Here is a 19,997-nt window from a genome sequence, read left to right on the forward strand (position 1 = left end):
TGTAGTCATTCTGGCAGTCGCGTACTATGTGTCGGTTACCATCGAGAACCCCCTCGCCGCTCTGGTATGGTTCTTCGGGGCAGCCGCCATGGTGGTCGTTGCAAGCTACCTTCTGTTTATAGCGGGCTCGGTCGTGCTCTGCAAGATTCTGCAGAAAAACAAAGGCTATTATTATAAGACGCGCCATTTTGTTTCGGTCTCTTCCATGATGTACCGCATGAAGCGCAACGGCGCTGGCCTGGCCTCGATCTGCATCCTGTCTACGATGGTACTTGTCATGATGTCCTCCACCGTCTGCCTGTTCGTCGGAACGGAGGATTCCCTGCACGGGCGCTACCCCAGGGATATTACGATCCAAACCAGCACCCTTGAAGAAGCTCAGACCAATCAGGTGCATCAGGCTGCGGAGGATGTGCTGAAAAAGCACCAGCTGCTGCAGGAAAATTTCCTGCAGTATCGTTACCTCAGCCTGGCGGCGGTTCTTGAGGATAACAGGCTCAATTTCAACCGCGGCATGCTGGATTCCTCTTCGCTGAAAAACACCGGCCTGATTCGCCAGGTATTTGTCCTTTCCCTGGACGAATACAACCGCCTGACCGGCTCAAACGAGGCTCTGGCCGCGGATGAGGTGCTTCTGTGCAGCACAAAGACCGACTATACCAACGATACCATTGCATTGCAGAAGGAAAGCACCAAAAAAATCAAGAAAATCGTCCCGAAGTTTTTACAAAACGGGGCTGACGCCGCGCAGATCTACCCGTCCCTGTTCTTGATCGTTCCGGATTTCGAACAGGAACGTCAGGTATTTCGTGAATGGGCCAAAACCTACTCGGAATATGAGATTTCTGCCGAGTCCGATTTTTACGGATTTGATCTTTCCTGCGACGATTCTGAGGAAATCGCCATTCGGGAAGAAATTTCGCAGAAGATTCAGAAGCTTCAGCAGGAGGACCCGGATTTTGCTTCCGTACATGTCGAAAGCCTCGCGATCAACCGCTCGGAATTCTATGGCCTGAACGGCGGGCTGCTCTTCCTGGGTATTCTGCTGGGGATCGTCTTCGTGTTTGCCGCTGTACTGATTATGTACTACAAGCAGATTTCAGAGGGCTATGAGGATCAGAGCCGCTTTGAAATCATGCAGAAGGTCGGCATGACAAAGCGGGAGATCAAAAAGAGCATCAATTCGCAGGTGCTCACCGTGTTCTTCCTCCCTCTGATTGCGGCAGGCGTACACGTAGCCTTTGCGTTCCCGATCATCTCAAAGCTTCTGCTGCTGTTCGGCCTTTTTAACACGACGCTTCTCATCGTGGTTTCCATTGTGTGCTACCTGATATTTGCCCTGTTTTACGTACTGGTCTATCTCATTACGTCCCGCGCGTATTACGACATCGTCAGCGGCGCAAAATAAAACTCTGTTCAGCTCCTGCGTCAAGGTGTCCGCTTAAGTAAGTCAATATCCACCGGCCCGACCAAGGGCAAAGAGGTCAAAAGAGCCTGTCTTTCGCTTAACGCGTCAGACGGGCTCTTCTTGCACAAAGCCCAACTTAGGCTTTATTGACAAATTATGATAAGTATGATAGCTTGTTTTGAGGGGGTTCACGAAAATGGACATGCAGCAATTGACCTATATCTGTACCGTCGCAGAGTATCACAGCATCACAAAGGCCGCAAACGCACTGTATATTTCGCAGCCGGCTCTGAGCCATTTTATCTCCAAAGCGGAAGACCAGCTCGGTGTAAAGCTGTTTGACCGTTCCACGTCGCCGCTTTCCCTTACGTTTGCAGGCGAGCAATATGTGAGGCACGCCCGGCAGATCCTGATGATGGCAAACAATATGACCAAGGATTTAAGCGATATTTCTAAAAACAGGAAGGGTCGGATCCGGGTCGGCTTTCCGTTCGAGCGCTGCACCTATATGCTTCCGCTCATTTTGCCTCACTTTCAGAAAAAGTTCCCCGGAATTCAGGTGCAGGTTTCCACCGGCAAGGGTAATCAGCTCATCAGCGATATTTTGAAAGGGCAGCTGGATTTTGCAATCCTCCCGTTTGGAAAGCATGAGAAGATCAATACGGAAAACCAGACCAAACTGACCTCCCAACACATCTACAGGGAGGAATTATTCCTTGTCGCGCCCAGGAATGTTGTGAAGCAGGAGCATTTGATGGAAGACGCTCCCTATGCGGTCAATTTGGATCAAATCAAAGACCTTCCGTTTGTCTTTCTCAAGAAAGGGCATGCGCTGCGAACCTTTCTGGATTATCTGTTCGCTTCTTACCGGATCAAGCCCAACCTCTTTATGGAAATCAACAGCAATGTTTGCGCGTGCCGTCTTGCGGCTTCAGGGGTTGGCGTAACCATTGTGCCCGCTATGACAATCGGTCTGGCCAACTGCGAGGCCGATGTGGATATCTATTCTCTTGCCGACCATCCCGTTCAGTGGGACATTTTGGCGCTTTACCGCAAAGACGCTTATTTAAGCGAGGTGGAAAAAGCATTCTTCGAAATCGCAGGTGAGGTTTTTTCAAAACCGCCCTATACCATAAAAGCCAGCGGAAACCATCAGGCCGATCCGCAAGGCAGCTCAACACACTGATCTTTTTTCACGCGTACCGGTGCAGCCGTTCTTCGTTTTGAAGAGCGGCTGCTTTTTTATGTTCCACAGCAATGCGCGGAACTGAGACGGTATTTTACATCCGCCATATGTTTATTTCGATATAACAGCTATAAAAATTTTGCATGCCCGGCGTTCCAGGGCTTTCTTGTTGCGATTGAATATTTTTTGACACGTATGTTTATCTACTTTTCCTATTTTTCTTATACAAAATAATCTCTTCGGCAGCGTTATGCCATTTCGCGCATGTTTTGCATATACATATTGGCATTTCACAAAAATCGTAACCATGATATGATCAATTTAAGACTTAATAAGTCGCACAATATTAGCTATTTCCACCAATCCCCACTAAAATCCGCAACATACAGAAAGCCGGCAATCTGTGTGCAATTCAGCAAAGGAGGAGCGAAAAAAGCGTTCAATCTGCGAATTCCAGGAAAAATATAACGATTGTGAAGGAGTCATTGGAATGTCAGCAAGCTTAGGCATTGTATCCTTAATTGCTCTGATCGCGGCGATCGCCGTCGGCTGTATTTGGAAAAGCAACGTAGGTATCGCATCCATCGGATTGGCAGTCATTATTAGCCTGATGTACGGGATCAAGGAGAAAACGATCATCGAGGGCTTCAGCGGTTCTCTTTTTGTCACAATGGCAGGCGTTACCTATTTGTTCGGCATACTGACCCAAAATGGCACATTAGACAAAATTGCTAAAATATTTGTTTCGTTATCCCTCAAACGCTCGATCTGGTTTATTCCCGTTGTCATCTACTGTCTTGGTTTTATTCTGTCCGCAATCGGCCCGGGTTCTATTCCGATTCTGGCAATCATCCCCGTTCTTGCCGTACCGATCGCTCTCTCGGCAGGCTACAGCCCCATCATGCTGACAGTAATCGGCATGTCCGGTTGTTTCGGCGGCAGAATGGCGCCCATCACTCCGGAGGGGCTCCTTGTGGCTAATCTGTTGACCAAACAGGGCCTTGACGGCAACATACTCCCCATATGGGCCTGCATATTTGTATCCTCTCTGGTGATGACCGTTCTCGCTTATGTCTATTACAAGGGCTGGAAGGTAGAAAAGCTTCAGGCAGAGGCGGGAGCAGTGCTGAATCAGGAAATCCTGCGTTTTAACAGGAACCAGATCATTTCCCTCGTCGGACTGATCCTTATGATCGTTTGCAGCCTTGTTCTGAAACGAAATGTGGGACTGATCTCGTTTCTGGTCGGCACGATCATCCTGCTGTTCGGCGTCGCAGACGAAAGCGTATGCATCAGAAAAATCCCGTGGAGTGTTCTGATGGATGTGCTTGGAGTTGGGATGCTGATGAATATCATTGTAGAATCGGGCGGAATCGACACCCTTACCGCCGCGCTGAGCTCCGTGATGAATGTACATACCGCCAGCGCGATTATGGGCCTTACAGGAGGGATCATGTCGTTTTTCAGTTCGGGTCTGGGCGTAGTGTTCCCAACACTGGTTCCAACCGTCAGCGGCATTGCTGCAAACTTTAACGGCGTCGTCTCGCCGATCGAGCTGGCCGCGGCGGCAGTCATCGGCGGTACAATGACCGGCATATGCCCTATTTCCACCGCAGGCGCGCTGTCTTTGGGCGCACTTTCCTCCTCCCAGGCGAACGAAGAGAAGAAATACGATATCAATAAGGTATTTGTCGCATATTGGATCTGGGCTTTCGTGGCCCTCGGCATTATCTTTATTCTTGGCGTTTCCGGCGTATTTCGCCTGATCTGCAGCATTTGACCGAAGATTCGCGGGATCACGCGAAAGACTGCTTCAAAAAACCAATCTGCGGAGAGCCAACGCAATTTTCTATGCTCTTCGCAAATAATTTATCATAAGGATGGTTACTATGAGTTTTGCATATGTCGGCTGCCGAACGACCAGAGAGAGAAACGCGCGCGGCAAGGGGCTGAAGGTATACCGGGTGAATCACAAAACACTGGAATGGCAGGAAATTCAGCTGATTGAAAATATTGAAAATCCGTCTTACCAGTGCTTTGACCGGAGCGGAAGCTTTCTATATACGGTACACGGGGATCAGAACCTGGTCAGCGCCTATCGGGTCGACAAGGAAACCGGACGGCTGGAATTTTTGAACTCCGTGAGCGCGGGAGGAAAGAATCCCGTTTTTATCACGGTGGATCAGACGAACCGGTACTGCTTTGTTGCCACCCTGCAGGGGGGTAAGGTTGCTACCCTGCAAAGGAACAGCGACGGCAGCCTTTCCGGGCCAATCCATGAAGCCGCCGTTCCGGGGAACAGCGAAACTGAGCTTTCTCTCCCGCATCAGTGCATTCTGGACCAAAGCGGATCGTTCCTTTTCGCGCCCGCGCAGGGCCGCACCACCGGCTTTGGACAAACCGACGTTTTTCGGGTCGGGGAGGACGGCTCTCTTTCCCTGACCTGCCAGCTCGCTTCCCGCACGCTGGATGAACCGCGCCATGTTGCGGTTCACCCGAATAACCGTTATGTGTATCAGGTAAACGAAAAGGGAAATAATGTCACCTTCAGCTATTTTGATGAGCAGACGGGAACCCTTGAGCCAAAACAGTCTCTTTCCTCTCTGCCTGACACCTACACAGGAGAGGGGCAGGCCAGCGAAATCATCATTCATCCGAATCAACGCTTTCTGTATTGCTCTAACCGAATCCACGACAGCATTGCGGTCTACTCGATCGATCCGTTCACAGGGTACCTGCGCGGTGTAGGATTTACGGAAACACTGGGGCAAACGCCGCGTTTTATTACGATGGACCCTTCCGGTGAGCTTCTGTATGTGGCAAACGAAGACAGCGACACCATCGTTGCCTTCCGGATCGACCCGCAAACAGGGATTCCGCGCTACGCCGGAAAAACCATTCCAACCGAAAGTCCGGTTTGCATTCTTTTTTCGGAATAGCTCTTCTGAACTTACCGCAGTACTGCGGTAAGTTCAGAATTTTATAGAAAGATATGATAAGCAAAGCAGTCTAAATTTTAATGGAGGTCTTACCGTGGGACTCACAATCACCGAAAAGCTTATTTCAAATTCTTTAGTGGAAGGAGAAATGACCAGAGGAAGCAGAATCGGAATTCGGGCACACCAGACTCTGGGGCATGACTTAAACGCGGTCATGTCTTATCTGGCGCTCCAGTCTATGGGCGTGAAAAAGGTCAATACCGAAGTCTCCGTGCAGTATATCGATCATAACATGATCCAGGCCGACTATAAAAATGCAGACGACCACCGTTTTTTAAAGGACATCACCTCCAAGCTTGGGGTCATCTGTGCGCGGCCGGGCAGCGGAATCTGTCATCATATGCATTTGGAGTACTGGGCCAGACCGGGCAAAACACTGGTTGGGGGCGATTCCCACACCGTCGCCGCCGGGGGAATCGGGATGTTCGCCGTCGGCGTCGGCGGGTTTGACGGCGCCCTGACAATGGCCGGGGAGCCCTTATACATTACCATGCCCCGCATAATAAACATCCGCCTTACGGGAGAATTGCCGCCGTTTGTTTCTGCCAAGAATGTGATTCTTGAGGTACTGCGCAGGATTTCAATTAAGGGCGGAGTCGGGAAGGTACTGGAATACACCGGCCCGGGGGTCAAAGCACTGAATGTCGCCGAGCGCTCAACGATCACCAACATGGGTGCGGAAACCGGCGCCACCACCTCCGTTTTCCCCAGCGATGAGAACACCCGCGAATGGCTGAGGGCCTTTGGCAGGGAGGAGCAGTGGGTTCCGCTGCAGACCGACAAGGACGCAGAGTACGATGAAGTGATCGAGATCGACCTCTCTCAGCTCGAGCCGCTGATCGCCCTGCCTTCTCAGCCGGACAACGTCGTACCGGTAAGGGAGGTCGCCGGTTTAAAGGTTGATCAGGTCATGCTGGGAAGCTGTACCAATACGGCTCTGAACGATGTTCTTTCCATCGCGCATATGTTAAAGGGAAAAAGGATCCACCCGGATGTAAGCGCTGGGCTGTACCCGTCCACTCAAACCGTCGTGCGCGAAAGCATTGCAAGGGGCGCGTACGACACCATTGCGGATGCCGGTGTGCGCATCTTTGAGCCGATCTGCGGCGGCTGCAACGGCTGCGGCTTTGCCCCCGCCACCGGTAGCGTATCGCTGAGAACCACACCCCGGAACTTTGAAGGGCGCAGCGGAACAAAAAACGATCAGGTCTATCTGACCTCTCCCGAAACAGCGGCAGCCTCGGCTGTGACCGGCGTGATCACCGACCCGAGGGATTTGAAGCTCCCGGCATTTCACTACGAAATGCCCAAGCGGATGATTCACCCCTCCAACCTCTTTCTCATGCCCTCCGAGCATCCGGAGGAAATCGAGGTGCGGTACGGGCCGAACCTGCGGCCAATTCCGGAAATGCCCGCTCTGGAGGACCGCATCGAAAAAACAGTACAGTTAAAGCTGGGCGACCACATCACCACAGACCATATCTGCCCTGCGGGCGCTTTGTATCTGCCGATCCGCTCCAATATTCCGGAGATCTCCAAATATGCTTTTCTCGTCATCGACGAAACCTTTTCGAAACGCGCCAAGGCGGCCGGCGGCGGGATTCTGGTGGCCGGGCTGAATTACGGACAGGGCTCGAGCCGCGAGCAGGCCGCCATTGTTCCCAGATACCTCGGTATCCGGTCGGTGATCGCCAAAGGCTTTGCCAGACTCCATATGGCAAATATGGTCAACTGGGGGCTGCTGCCGCTCACCTTCATAAACCCGGAGGACTATGACGCCATCCGCCAGGGCGACACCCTGACGATCGACACGTCGGAACTAATCGAGGGGAAGAAATACCTCGTAAAGAATGAAACCTCTCAGACCGAGTTTTTCGTCACCTCTCCCCTCTGCCAGGCCGATCTGGATTCGGTCAAGGCCGGGGGCACCATCAATGTGGTCAAAAACAAACGAAGAAAGTCATTGTAATCACGGATTCTTATCAGGGAGGGATCATTTTGGATTTCGAACATACTATCCAGGCACTAACACAGCAGGCCAAGGAGGCAATCCGGCAAAGTCGGGAGCTTTCGGCATTGGCCGCGCTGAGCACGACAGAAATTTCCGACGCCATGCAGGGCGAAAATGGGATGGACTCTTCCATCCGGCCGATCGACCCGGCTTCCCGGTTGATTGGCCCTGCCGTCACGATTCAGCTTCCTGCCGGTGACAGCTTGCTGACGGGGGAAGCGGTCGGGCAGGCAAAACCCGGAGATATTCTGGTGATCAACACCGGCGGCTCCGAAAGCTCGGCTGTCTGGGGCGATGTAAAAACCATCCGCGCAATCAAGCAGGGGATCGGCGGGCTCGTGACAGACGGTGCCATTCGGGATATTACCTCGATCAGAGCCTTGGGATTCCCTGTTTTCTCGAAGCATGTGATTCCAAAGGCCAGTAAGCATCAGGGCGGCGGAGAGGTCAATGTACCGATCCTCTGCGCAGGCGTGACGGTCTGCCCGGGAGATATTGTGTTTGGGGACGAAAACGGAGTGGTTGTCATCCCGGCGCAGAAGCTTTCTGAAGTCATTCAGAAAGCAAATGAGAAAAAAGCGCAGGATGGAGCAAAAATAAAGCGCATTTTGGCCGGCTCCGATCAATAAAACAGGTCAACACAGTCCATTCATCTATAAAACAAACTCTTAGGTCATAAAAAAGACACCCTTGCGGGTGTCTTTTTTATCTCCGGCTAAAACACAAAGGTCAGAATCACAAGGATGCCGAGAACGATTCTGTACCAGCCGAACACCTTAAAGTCGTGCCGCTTGATATAGACCGTTAAAAACCGGATCGCAAGCAGCGATACGAGAAAAGCCACCAGCGTACCCACCAGCAAAACCGCCATTTCCAGGCTGGTGGCGGGCAGGCCGTACTTTACCATTTTCAGCAGGCTCGCACCGAACATCACCGGGATCGCCAGATAAAACGTGAACTCTGTGGCCGCGACTCTGGACGTGCCAAGCAGCATCGCGCCGATGATCGTTGCTCCCGAACGGGAGGTGCCGGGGATCAGCGCAAGAACCTGAAACAGCCCGATCAAAAGCGCTGTTTTGTAGTTCATCTGGCTGACATCGCGTATTTTGGCAGAGGAATCCCTGTGGCGGTTCTCAATGACAATAAACAGAATACCGTACAGCACCAGCGTGAAGGATACGGTCTGGTAGTTATAAAACAAAGCGTTGATTGGGTCGTCGAACAACAGCCCGATGACTGCGGCCGGGATACACGCAGCAATTATTTTCATCCATAAGGAAATCGTATCGCTCTCAATATGCAATCTTCCTTCGTTCGAAAACGGCCACAGCTTTTTCCAGTAAAACACGATGACGGCCAAAATCGCCCCCAGCTGAATGACCACAAAAAAGAGCTCCTTGAATTCTGCCGATGCGTTCAGCTTTAAAAACTGATCCACCAGAATCAAATGGCCCGTACTGCTGATCGGCAGCCACTCGGTGATTCCTTCTACAATGCCTAAAAAAACTGCTTTTAAAATTTCTACTACATTCATACCTCTGTTATGGCTCCAATTCTGTTAGGATAAGCAAAAGGGTGCCGGTTCCTGCCGCCGATCGCCGAAATCCAATTTTGCCTTCGCTCTATCATAGAATAGAATCGTTTATTTTTCAACTGGTTCTTCTACCATTCGGTATCCGACGCCCATTTCTGTGAGAATGTATTTGGGTGCCCCGGGGTTTGCCTCTATTTTTCTGCGGATATTGGCCATGTTGACGCGCAGGGTATGGCTTTCATCGGTGTAAACGCCCCATACCTCCCGTATGATAAAATCGTGGGTGAGCACCTTGCCCGCGTTTTGAGACAGCAAAACCAAAATTTTATATTCTATGGGGGTCAGGTGAATCCGCTCCCCGGCTCTGGATACCGTTCGTTTGTTATAATCGATTTCCAGCTCCCCGATGGTCACCTTTTCTTCCCCCGCCGCGTTCGTGCCGGCTGACTGCAAGCTATGCCGCATGGCCGTGCGGATCCGGGCCAGCAGCTCAGAGGTTCCAAACGGCTTTACGATATAATCATCGGCGCCCAAATCGAGGGCGGACACCTTTTCGCGCTCGTGCCCGCGGGCCGAAACCACAATGACGGGCGTTTTAGACCATTCGCGTATTTGCCGAAGGATTTCGGTGCCGTCGATATCCGGCAGTCCCAAATCAAGCAGGACGATGTCCGGAACATGAGAGGTGAACAGTGAAAGACCTTCCTTCCCCGTTTTGGCCTTTACCACCTGATACTGATTGGAGGTTAAAATGGCCGATATAAAATTGCAGATGGCATCCTCATCCTCAATGATCAAAACCGTCGGCTTGATGTCCAAGTCATTCACTTCCTTTCAGCGGGAGGGTAAAGCGGAACACCGCTCCGCCGCCCTCCCTGTTCTCGGCCTCCAAGGTGCCCTGGTGCGCCTGAATAATGGTTTTGCAGATCGACAGCCCGATCCCCATCCCCCGGGAGGAATCGGCGCTTCTGCTTTTGCCGGGCGTATCGCTTGCGAACAGATAGGGAAAATCCTCGCCGGAAATCCCCCTGCCGCGATCGAGCACCTCGAATTTTGCCGACTTTTCTTCCTTTTCCAAATGGATTTCAACCGCAGAATCGTTGGGAGAAAATTTGATGGCGTTTTCCAGAAGATTGATCAGCACCTGTACGATCAGGGTTCCATCCATGGGGACCTCCAGAAATTCTTCCGGAACACGAACCAGAATTTCACGCTGCGGGAACCTCTGCTTGATGCGGCTGACGGCCTCCCCCACAACCTCTTCCGCGGCCTCCGGACTTTTCACCAGATTCGAGGCGTTTTCACTGATCCGCGTAACGGAAAGCAGGTTTTCCACCATGCGGATCAGCCATTGGGATTCCTCCTGAATATTGGCTACCAGACTGTCCCGCGTGCTTTCGTCCAGCATGCTGCCGTTCTCGCGAATGGCGGAGCTGGCACCCAGAATCCCGGCGAGGGGCGTGCGCAGATCATGAGAAATGGCGCGCAGAAGGGTACTGCGCATTTTTTCCTTTTCCGACGCCACCATCACGTTCCTCTGCTCGTCGGAAAGATGCTGGCGCTCCAGCGCCATGGCGACCTGTGAGGCGATCATGCGCAGGAACAGGCGCGTGCTATGATCCAGCGTCCCCTTGGAGCAGGAGATTCCCCACACCGCCAGAACCTTTCCCTGAGAGATCACCGGCATATAAAACGCCGCCGCACCCATGAGGGTATCCGTTCCGGCGCCGGCGCGCTTTTGATTGAGAAACACCCAGTGCGCTACCGCCTTTTCATCCGAGGTATTCAGGACGGTCGCGTCGATATCATCGGCTGTCTGCAGCACGGTACCGTCCTCCCCATGCTCGGGGTCAACCGTGAAAAACACGACAGAGCGCCCGAACAGCTTGACCAGAGAATCGTTTGTCAGCGCCACGATGCGGTCAAGCCCTCTGGTTGCGAGAAGCTTTTTGTTGATCTCGTACAAAACCTCTGTACGGTGCTCGCGCTTTACGGCGAGCCGCGCCTCTGCTTTGATGCGCACGGTTAGGGTACTGGTAATCAAAGCGACCAGAAGCATGATGATAAAGGTAAGCGGGTAGGCGGTTTGAATGGCATTGAATGTAAAATACGGTTCCGTAAAAAAGAAATTGAAGGTCAGCACGCTGATGACGGAAGCGGCAATTCCATAGACATACCCTTCCGTCACCCGTGAAATCAGCAGGACAGAAAAAATGTACACCATAATAATGTTCTGGTTCATCACGTCCAGCCGGTGGATGCCAAAGCAAAGCAGAGTAGCGGCCGCCAAAATCAAAACCGATTTGATCGCGTCCGCCCACGATAAGCGGAAATTTTCCGTTTTCACCTTCTGGCGCGGCCTCTTATAGGCTCGTTTGACCGCACCCCCGGGAATGATGTGCACCTCGATGCTGGGCAGAAGCGCAATCAGATGATCTTCAAAATCTATGTCGAACAGATTTTTCAGCGTCTTTTTGTTTCTGCTTTTGCCGACAACAATATTGGTAATGCCGGAAAGCTTTGCATATTCCGCAACGGTAACCGCAATATCGTGCCCCGTCAGGTTGACAACCTCCGCGCCGAGCTTTTCGGCCAAATCCATATTGGCCCGGATCGTTTTCTGCTGCTCTGCGGTCATCTGCTCGCTTTCAATGTCCTCTACATACAGCGCGACCCAGCTTGCGTGGAAAGCCTCCGCCGCCCGCGCCGTCCACCGGATACATTTTGCGGACGAGGGCGATGCTCCGATGCAGACAAGCAGCTTGGTGTTCGCCATTTTGTCGGACAGGCTCCGCTCGTTCTGGTTCTCAAAGCTGATTTTATCCGTTGTGCAGCGCAGCGCGATTTCGCGCAGAAGACGCAGGTTTTTTCGCGTGAAAAAATTCCGCATCGCTGTTTCCGCGCGCTCCGGACGATAGATTTTCCCGCTTTCAAAGCGCCGCAGGAGTTCATCCGGCTCAATATCGACCAGCTCGATTGTTTCGGCGCGGTCGAAAACAGAATCGGGCACCGTTTCCTGCACCTGAATTTTGGTGATGTTCTCAATGATATCATTCAGGCTTTCCATATGCTGAACGTTTACGGTCGTATACACGTCGATTCCGGCCCCGAGCAGCTCTTCAATATCCTGATATCGTTTTTTGTTGCGCGCGCCCGGCGCGTTGGTGTGGGCCAGTTCATCCACAAGGATCAGCTCTGGCCTGCGCCTCAAAGCTTCGTCCAGATCAAACTCCTTCAGCTCGATCCCGCGGTAGGATATTGTTTTCGGCGCAAGCACCGGAAGACCATGCAGCTTCTGCATGGTCTCGGGGCGGGTATGCGGCTCAATGTAGCCGACCAGGACGTCCATTCCGCTTTTATAGCGCTCCTGCGCATTCTCCAGCATGGCATAGGTTTTGCCTACGCCCGCGGCATAGCCGAAAAAGATTTTCAGCCTGCCCTGCCGCTGCTCCTGGTCCGTTTCCAGCTCTTCTAAAATGGCGTCGGGGTCCGGCCTCAGGTCAAAGGCTTCCACTTAAAACTCACCGCCTTTTCAAAATATCATACCACTTTTGGCAATTACAGTCATGCCATTTTAATAAAATGGAGGATTTCTCCCCCCGCCTGTGGCGGGGGGAGAAATCCATGCCCCACACTGTTTTAAAATAAATTAGCTCGAAAGCAAACCATCCAGAGCCAAATTCACCTTTAAAACGTTGACGGCCGGTTCGCCGATCACCCCAAGGAAGGGCCCGCTTGTATAGGTCTGAATGATACGCCTGACCTCTTCTACCGGCACATTTCTGGCGGCGGCGATTCTGGCCGCCTGATATTCCGCCGCCGCCGGAGAAATATTGGGATCCACGCCGCTGGCAGAGGCCGTCACCAAATCCATCGGGATATCCGCCGTGTTGCCGGGGTCGAAGGAATGCCACCAGTCAATGCGCTCCTCCACCAGCTTTTTCTGCTCCTCGCTCGTGGGGGACAGATTCGTCACACCGGCAGGCCTGCCGACCAGGTATTCCGGCCCGGTAAATTCCTGCGCGATCAGCTCGGAGCCGTATTCTTTTTTCGTTCCATCCTTGAGGGTAACGGTAATGATGCTGCCGTTCGCCTGATTGGGGAACAAGAGCTGGGCTGCGCCCGTGATCACCACGGTATAAAGAACACCGCACAAGAGCGTCATCAGGGCAAAGCACACAAGTGCGGGCCTGAGTAATTTCATGCTTTTCATCGGTTCTCTCCCCCTTTTATGCCAGACCGCAAACGGTCAGAAGAATGTCGATCAGCTTGATCGCGAGAAAAGGAGCGGTAATCCCGCCCAGCCCGTAAATCAGCAGATTTCGTTTCAGCAGCTTCCCGGCGGGCAGCTCGCGGTATTTTACTCCCTTGAGCGCCAGTGGAATCAGCGCGACAATGATGAGCGCATTATAGATGATCGCCGACAGCATGGCGCTTGCGGCGCTGGTCAGGCCCATAAAGTTCAGGGCGGCAAGCTGCGGGTAAATCCCGAAAAACAGCACCGGAATAATAGCAAAATACTTGGCCACGTCGTTGGCCACGCTGAAGGTCGTCAAAGAACCCCGGGTCATCAAGAGCTGCTTGCCAATCCGCACGATGTCGATCAGCTTGGTGGGGCTGGAATCCAAATCCACCATATTGCCCGCTTCTTTGGCGGCCTGTGTACCCGTGTTCATCGCGACCGCGACATCCGCCTGCGCCAGTGCGGGCGCGTCATTCGTACCGTCGCCCGTCATGGCGACCAGATGCCCCTTGGACTGATAGTCCCGGATGAGAGAGAGCTTCGCTTCCGGCGTGGCCTCCGCCAGAAAATCATCCACGCCCGCTTCGGCGGCGATTGCCGCGGCGGTCATGGGGTTGTCGCCGGTGATCATGATGGTTTTGATGCCCATCCTGCGCAGGTCCTCAAAGCGCTCTTTGACGCCGTTCTTCACAATATCCTTTAAATAAATCACGCCCAGCACCTGATTGTTCTTCGCGACGACGAGCGGCGTACCGCCCGCGCCCGCCACGCGCTGTACCAGCTGCTCGCATTCCTGCGGGTATTCGCCGCCCTTTTGCAGCACAAACGCTTTGACGGTATCGGCGGCGCCTTTTCGGATTTGATTCCCCTGGTAGTCGATGCCGCTCATTCTGGTTTTTGCCGAGAATTCCACAAAGTTTGCTCCCAGTGTGGAAAGTTCGCGGCCGCGGATTCCAAACCGTTCCTTGGCCAGCACCACAATGCTTCTGCCCTCCGCGGTTTCATCCGCAAGGGAGGAGAGCTGCGCGGCGTCTGCCAAATCCCGTTCTGAAACGCCGTTTACAGGCAGAAATTCGCTGGCCTGTCGGTTCCCCAAGGTAATGGTTCCGGTTTTATCCAGCAGCAGCACATCCACATCCCCGGCGGCTTCGATCGCGCGCCCGCTCATGGCCAGAACATTGGCCTGATTCAGGCGGCTCATGCCCGCAATGCCGATGGAGGAAAGCAGCGCGCCGATCGTGGTGGGCGCAAGGCACACGAGAAGCGCAATGACGTTGGTGATGGAAATCGCCGAGCCCGCGCCGGCCTGCGCGCTTGCAAAGCTGGTAAAGGGCAGCAGAGTCGCCGTGACCACCAGAAAAATAATGGTGAGGGTAATCAGCAGAATCTGCAGGGCGATCTCGTTGGGTGTTTTCTTTCTGGCGGCGCCCTCCACCATCGAGATCATTTTGTCGAGAAAGCTTTCCCCGGCCTCCGCCGTGACCCGGACGATCAGCCAGTCGGATACCAGCGTGGTTCCGCCTGTTACCGCGCTCCGGTCACCGCCGGATTCGCGGATGACGGGCGCGGATTCCCCGGTAATGGCGCTCTCGTCCACGGAGGCTGCTCCGTCAATCACTTCCCCGTCCATCGGGATCTGTTCGCCCGCCTTCACGTACACGATGTCCCCCTTTTTCAGCGCGTTGGAGAGAACTTCGGTATATTCCTCCGTATTGGCCGCAGATTTCAGCTTTTTGGCCTTCACGTCTTTTCTCGCGCTGCGCAGGCTGTTGGCCTGCGCGCGACCGCGCCCCTCGGCTATAGCCTCCGCAAAGTTGGCAAACAGAACGGTAAACCACAGGATCAGCGCGATGGCGAGGGTATAGCCCGCGTTTTCATCCTTGAGCCCCGCAAAAGAGAGAAAATACAATACGGTCGTCAGGACCGCCCCGATATAAACCACCAGCATCACAGGATTTTTCACCTGCACGCGGGGAGACAGCTTCGCAAAGGATTGCTGGAGCGCATCCGCAAAGATGTTTTTATCTACATTCTTCTTTTCCATTTGAATCCCCTTCTAAGATCACGTCGTAAAGAAATCGGCAATCGGGCCGAGTGCCAGTGCGGGCAAAAAGCTCAGCGCGCCGATGATCAGGATCACTCCGATCAAAAGCCCGACAAAGGTGCCGTTGCTGGTGGATAAGGTTCCTTCCCCCGCGGCCACTGTTTTCTTCTGCGCCATATTCCCGGCGAGAAAGATCACCGCCGTCATGGGAATGAACCGAACCAGAAGCATAATCACCCCGCCCAAAACATTGGTGAATACGGTATCCGCACGAAAACCGGCAAAAGCGCTGCCGTTGTTATTCGCCATGGAGGAGAAAGCGTAAAGGATCTCTGAAAATCCGTGAGCGCCCGAATTGGTCAGCCACGAGACGGCGCCGGGACTGACGACGGCGGCCGCGGTGCCAAGCAGCGTCAGCAGCGGGGGCGCCAGAACAATCAGGCACACCATCTTCATATCGAACGGCTCTACCTTTTTGCCCAAATACTCCGGTGTGCGGCCGACCATCAGACCCGCGATAAACACCGTAAGCAGCACGAACGCAAGCATGCCGTAAAGCCCGCTGCCCACACCGCCGAACACGATTTCCCCCAGCTGCATCAGGAACATGGAGACCATCCCCCCGAGCGGGGTCAGGCTGTCGTGCATCGCGTTGACTGAACCGTTGGAGGCCGCTGTGGTGACAGCTGCCCACAAAGAGGAAGCGCCGACGCCGTGGATCACTTCTTTTCCCTCCATACTGCCGGAGACCGCCACCCCCTGAAATGCAGGGGCGGCAAACTGTTCGCTTACTGTGGCGGCCGCAATCGCCGCCGCAAAGAAAATCATCATGGTAATATAGATCGTTCTCCCCTGCTTCCCGTTCTTTACGGCCTTTCCAAAGCTGACACAAAGCGCAGCCGGAATCAGCAGGATGGACAACGCCTGAATGAAGTTGGAAAAGGGTGTGGGATTTTCCAGCGGGAATGCGGAGTTCATCCCGAAAAAACCGCCGCCGTTTGTGCCAAGCTGCTTAATGGCGATCTGGCTGGCCGCGGGGCCCAGCGGGATTGTCTGTGCAGCCCCGGTTTCGAGCATGGCAGCCTCGTGATAAGGGCCGAAGGTCTGCACCACTCCCTGAGAAATCAAAAGCAGCGACACGACGAAGGAAAGCGGGATGAAAATATAGAGAGTCGATCTTGTCAGATCGACCCAAAAGCTGCCGAGGGTCTTTTTCTGCTTTAAAACAAAGCCCCGGATCAGCGCAAAAAGAACCGCGATTCCCGTTGCGGCCGATACAAAATTCTGAACGGTTAGCCCTAAAAACTGCGTCAAATAAGACAGTGTGGATTCGCCCGCATAGGCCTGCCAGTTTGTATTGGAAACAAAGCTGGCGGCTGTATTAAACGCCAGGTGCCAGCTGGTGCCGTTCATCCCTTCGGGATTCAGCGGCAGAAAGCCCTGAATCAGCAGCAAAAGAAACAGGAAAAGAAAACCGGCCGCACTGAACAGAAGAACGGAAAGTGCATATTTTTTCGCGCTCATTTCTTCGTCCGGCACAGCGCCCATCATCCTGTAAATTCCCTTTTCCACGGGGGCAAGCACCCGCGTTAAAAACACCTTCTGCCCCGTCATCACCTTATAGATATAGCTGCCCAGCGGAACAGATAATCCAATTAAAATAACAATATAAAGGATGTCCTGCAAAACCATACGACTCATAACTCATCACCTCGAAACAGAACGTAAAACAGATAAACCAGCAGGGCCACGCCGATCAGCCCTACCGCGATAAAAACGATCCCCATTCTTTCATCTCCCAATCTCTCTTTCTTTGCACACATAGGCCGTCTAAATTCTTTCAGGCATTTTCAACCACCAGGATTTCAAAACCGGATGGAAAATGACCCGAATTTCAGAGGCCTTAAAATTTGATTCGACTGTCTCTATTGTTCTACCCTCACATCCTCACTATTCCGGTAGTTTCCATCCTATCAGAAAAGGAATCAAAACGGTGTCAAGATGAAAACGCCCCGCGTCAAGAAATTGGCAAGATCGTGTTTCAAGAGATCGTTCTATATCAAAAGCGCTGTTCATAAACCCGCGAAAGCCGGAGCAGACGACCCGAAAAGGATCGCTGCCCCGGCTTTTGTGTTAGACTTTTTGTGAGCTGAAATCAGAAGTTTTTAGAATGCAGAAAATTCAAGAGCAGGTCTCAACAGCTGACATGCCTCATAAATATAGGACAGGATGATCCGATACGGCGAGCCGGGTAACACTGACCGAACCGCACCCTTTGCAGTCATTTTCAATGACAGCATGGGGCTGCACCCCGCAGCGCCGGTTGAACCAGTATCCAGTCGATTCATCCTCTCGTATTGAGAAAAACAGGAGGGAAGTATTCATGAAAAAACTGTTGGGAGTCCTGATGACTTTGTCCTTGCTGATGTCCGTTACCGCGTGCGCATCCGGCGGTTCGGCGGCAGGCGCTGCTTCTTCGGGAGGCTCTTCCGGAGGAGATTCTAACACCCCGATCCGTATTGGGTTTTTCACACCGGAATCCGCCGCCGCTGCCGCCGCCGATGGCCAGAGCGCGCGTCAGTCCGCCGAGCTGGCTGTGAAAATCGCCAACGACGCCGGCGGCATCAATGGCCGCAAGGTTGAGCTGGTGGCCTATGACGACGGTCTGGACAATACCCAGGCAGCGAATATCGCCGAAAAGCTCTCTACCGCCGACAAGGTGGACGCTGTTGTCTCCGGTTCTTATTCCGGCCCTACCCGTGTTGCCGCTCCCATCTTTCAGGATGCGGGAATCGTGATGGTCGCCGCCTACGCGATTCACCCCGACGTGGTTAATGCCGGCGATTTCATTTTCTCGCAGTCCTTCCCCGGCTCGGTGCAGGGGACTGCCGGCGCCAAATTTGCCGTGGAGAACCTGAAAGCGAAGAAGATCGCGATTATCGGGGTGGATTTGGATTTCGGCAAGGAGCTTTCGAAATACTTTAAGTCCTATGCCGAAGCCAACGGCGCAAAAATCGTTTCGGAAGACTATGTGGCGATGTCCGACAATGATTTCACGTCCATCATCTCTAAAATCAAAAATTTGAATGTCGACATGATTTACAGCGCCAACTACTATGCGCACGCCTCCGAAGTAGTGCGGCAGGCCGCGCTGCAGGGCCTGAAGGTTCCCGTTCTGGGCACGGAGGGGGCCGACTCCTGGCAGCTGCTGCAAACAGCCGGCGAGTATGCCAACGGACTGTACATCACCACCAATATGAACCGCGACGACAAGCTGGAAAGCACGCAGAAGTATATCGAAGAATACGAAGCCGCGTACAAAATGCAGCCCGACATGGTAGGCGCATCCGTATATGACGCCTTTCAGGTGCTGTTTGCCGGCTTTGAGTCAGTGGGCACCGGCGACAGCGCCGCACTGCGCGATTACATCAGCAGCATGAAGGATTTTGAAACGGTTACCGGCAAGCTGCTCTACTACACCAAATCCCGCTCGGCCGTAAAGACCGTTCAGATTCAGCAGGTGCAGGAAGGCGCGTTCCATGGATTTGCTGTGATCGATGATTCCAAGATCATTGACCCGACCAACTATTAAACCGAAATCGCTCCCATAAACCAAAATGGAGAAGGAGGCGTCGCCAATCGCGGCGGTGCCTCCTTTTTGTAAAAAATCTCCCAAAGAGAAGTGGTGGACGAAAATGATTACGCAACAGTTAATTAACGGACTGATGATCGGCAGTCTCTATGCTCTTACCGCTTTGGGCGCGACACTGATCTACGGTATCCTCAGAATTCTTGATATTGCGAACGCGGCCGCTTACCTGATCGGCGCTTATGTGGGCTGGTACATCTACCTTTCTACCGGCAACATTATCCTGACCTTTCTCGGCGCGATCCTGCTGGCAGGGGGGCTCGGCGTACTGCTGCAGAAAACAGTTTACAGTCCGATTCTTGCAAAGCCGCAGGTGATTGCAATCATTCCTCTGGTGGCGTCGGTCGGCCTGTTCACCATCAGCAACGATCTGGTTCGCCTTATCGCGGGGCCTGGAACCAAAGCGTATAACTTTTCTTTTCCCGTAGAGTCCTACCGCATCGGCGGTCTGGTGATATTGCCCAGCTGGATCCTGATTTTTGCGCTCACGGCGACCTTGCTGCTGATCCTGTGGTTTATTCTAAACAAAACCAAGCTGGGACTGGCCTGGCGCGCTACTGCGCAAGACAGCGAGATCGCCAAAGCGGTCGGTGTGGATACCAGTTCGGCAATGGCGCTTTCTTACGTTCTTGGTTACGGGTTTGCCGCCGCCGCGGGTATCATGGTCGGTATTCTTTACAATTCGATCACTCCCGCTCTGGGCGAGGTGCCTTCTTATAAGATGCTGGCCATCATCGTGCTGGGCGGACTGGGAAATCCCTTTGGAACCGTCATTGCCGGAATCTTCATCGGCCTGACCGAGGTGCTGGCCTCCGTATATACCCAAATCCCCATCCCGAAAGATGCCATTGCCTTTGTCGTATTAATCATCGTGCTGTTGATCAAGCCCTCCGGTCTGATCAGTCAGAAAAACAAAACATAAG

General features: G+C 53.2%; 15 protein-coding genes. 8 read left to right on the forward strand and 7 right to left on the reverse strand.

All coding sequences use genetic code 11. The features are described from left to right. The 6 genes from TY09_RS18615 to TY09_RS11095 all read left to right on the forward strand — a co-directional run. Positions 1–1,408, forward strand: a 1,408-nt coding sequence (locus TY09_RS18615; protein WP_042434288.1) for an ABC transporter permease, incomplete at its 5' end; no start/stop codon positions are given. A 196-nt stretch (positions 1,409–1,604) separates the two neighbouring features. Next, on the forward strand, positions 1,605–2,594 hold the full coding sequence (locus tag TY09_RS11075; protein ID WP_042434292.1) for a LysR family transcriptional regulator: 990 nt from the start codon (positions 1,605–1,607) through the stop codon (positions 2,592–2,594). A gap of 490 nt (positions 2,595–3,084) precedes the next feature. After that, positions 3,085–4,374 carry an SLC13 family permease gene (locus tag TY09_RS11080; protein WP_042434295.1) on the forward strand — a complete coding sequence of 430 codons (1,290 nt, stop codon included), beginning with the start codon at positions 3,085–3,087 and terminating at the stop codon, positions 4,372–4,374. Between the two features lie 109 nt (positions 4,375–4,483). Next, positions 4,484–5,533: a lactonase family protein gene (locus tag TY09_RS11085; protein ID WP_042434298.1), complete on the forward strand. Its 1,050-nt coding sequence runs from the start codon at positions 4,484–4,486 to the stop codon at positions 5,531–5,533. 94 nt (positions 5,534–5,627) lie between these two features. Further along, on the forward strand, positions 5,628–7,562 hold the full coding sequence (locus TY09_RS11090) for an aconitate hydratase (protein WP_042434301.1): 1,935 nt from the start codon (positions 5,628–5,630) through the stop codon (positions 7,560–7,562). Between the two features lie 29 nt (positions 7,563–7,591). After that, positions 7,592–8,233: an RraA family protein gene (locus tag TY09_RS11095; RefSeq protein WP_052335608.1), complete on the forward strand. Its 642-nt coding sequence runs from the start codon at positions 7,592–7,594 to the stop codon at positions 8,231–8,233. Positions 8,234–8,319: 86 nt separating this feature from the next. Here the strand turns inward: TY09_RS11095 and TY09_RS11100 are convergent, their stop codons facing one another. The 7 genes from TY09_RS11100 to TY09_RS11130 form a co-directional block, all read right to left on the reverse strand. Beyond that, a complete protein-coding gene (locus tag TY09_RS11100) occupies positions 8,320–9,138 on the reverse strand; it encodes an undecaprenyl-diphosphate phosphatase (protein ID WP_042434304.1) in 819 nt (272 codons plus the stop codon). Between the two features lie 108 nt (positions 9,139–9,246). Next, positions 9,247–9,957: a response regulator gene (locus tag TY09_RS11105; protein WP_042434307.1), complete on the reverse strand. Its 711-nt coding sequence runs from the start codon at positions 9,955–9,957 to the stop codon at positions 9,247–9,249. A 1-nt stretch (position 9,958) separates the two neighbouring features. Continuing rightward, complete coding sequence (locus tag TY09_RS11110) at positions 9,959–12,652, reverse strand: sensor histidine kinase (RefSeq protein WP_081759652.1); 2,694 nt, start codon at positions 12,650–12,652, stop codon at positions 9,959–9,961. A gap of 135 nt (positions 12,653–12,787) precedes the next feature. Next, positions 12,788–13,342: a potassium-transporting ATPase subunit KdpC gene (gene kdpC, locus TY09_RS11115; RefSeq protein ID WP_198133655.1), complete on the reverse strand. Its 555-nt coding sequence runs from the start codon at positions 13,340–13,342 to the stop codon at positions 12,788–12,790. Between the two features lie 25 nt (positions 13,343–13,367). After that, positions 13,368–15,425: a potassium-transporting ATPase subunit KdpB gene (gene kdpB, locus TY09_RS11120; protein WP_042434311.1), complete on the reverse strand. Its 2,058-nt coding sequence runs from the start codon at positions 15,423–15,425 to the stop codon at positions 13,368–13,370. Between the two features lie 18 nt (positions 15,426–15,443). Further along, a complete protein-coding gene (gene kdpA, locus TY09_RS11125) occupies positions 15,444–17,126 on the reverse strand; it encodes a potassium-transporting ATPase subunit KdpA (protein ID WP_042434312.1) in 1,683 nt (560 codons plus the stop codon). After that, complete coding sequence (locus TY09_RS11130; RefSeq protein WP_081487978.1) at positions 17,123–17,212, reverse strand: potassium-transporting ATPase subunit F; 90 nt, start codon at positions 17,210–17,212, stop codon at positions 17,123–17,125. Before TY09_RS11130 ends, kdpA begins: the two co-directional genes overlap by 4 nt. A gap of 596 nt (positions 17,213–17,808) precedes the next feature. Here TY09_RS11130 and TY09_RS11135 point away from each other — a divergent pair. After that, complete coding sequence (locus tag TY09_RS11135; protein WP_042434317.1) at positions 17,809–19,017, forward strand: ABC transporter substrate-binding protein; 1,209 nt, start codon at positions 17,809–17,811, stop codon at positions 19,015–19,017. 103 nt (positions 19,018–19,120) lie between these two features. Further along, positions 19,121–19,996 carry a branched-chain amino acid ABC transporter permease gene (locus TY09_RS11140; RefSeq protein ID WP_042434321.1) on the forward strand — a complete coding sequence of 292 codons (876 nt, stop codon included), beginning with the start codon at positions 19,121–19,123 and terminating at the stop codon, positions 19,994–19,996. Position 19,997 lies beyond the last annotated feature (1 nt).

Origin of the sequence: Faecalispora jeddahensis (assembly GCF_000577335.1) — a bacterium.
Classification (GTDB): Bacteria; Bacillota; Clostridia; order Oscillospirales; family Acutalibacteraceae; genus Faecalispora; species Faecalispora jeddahensis.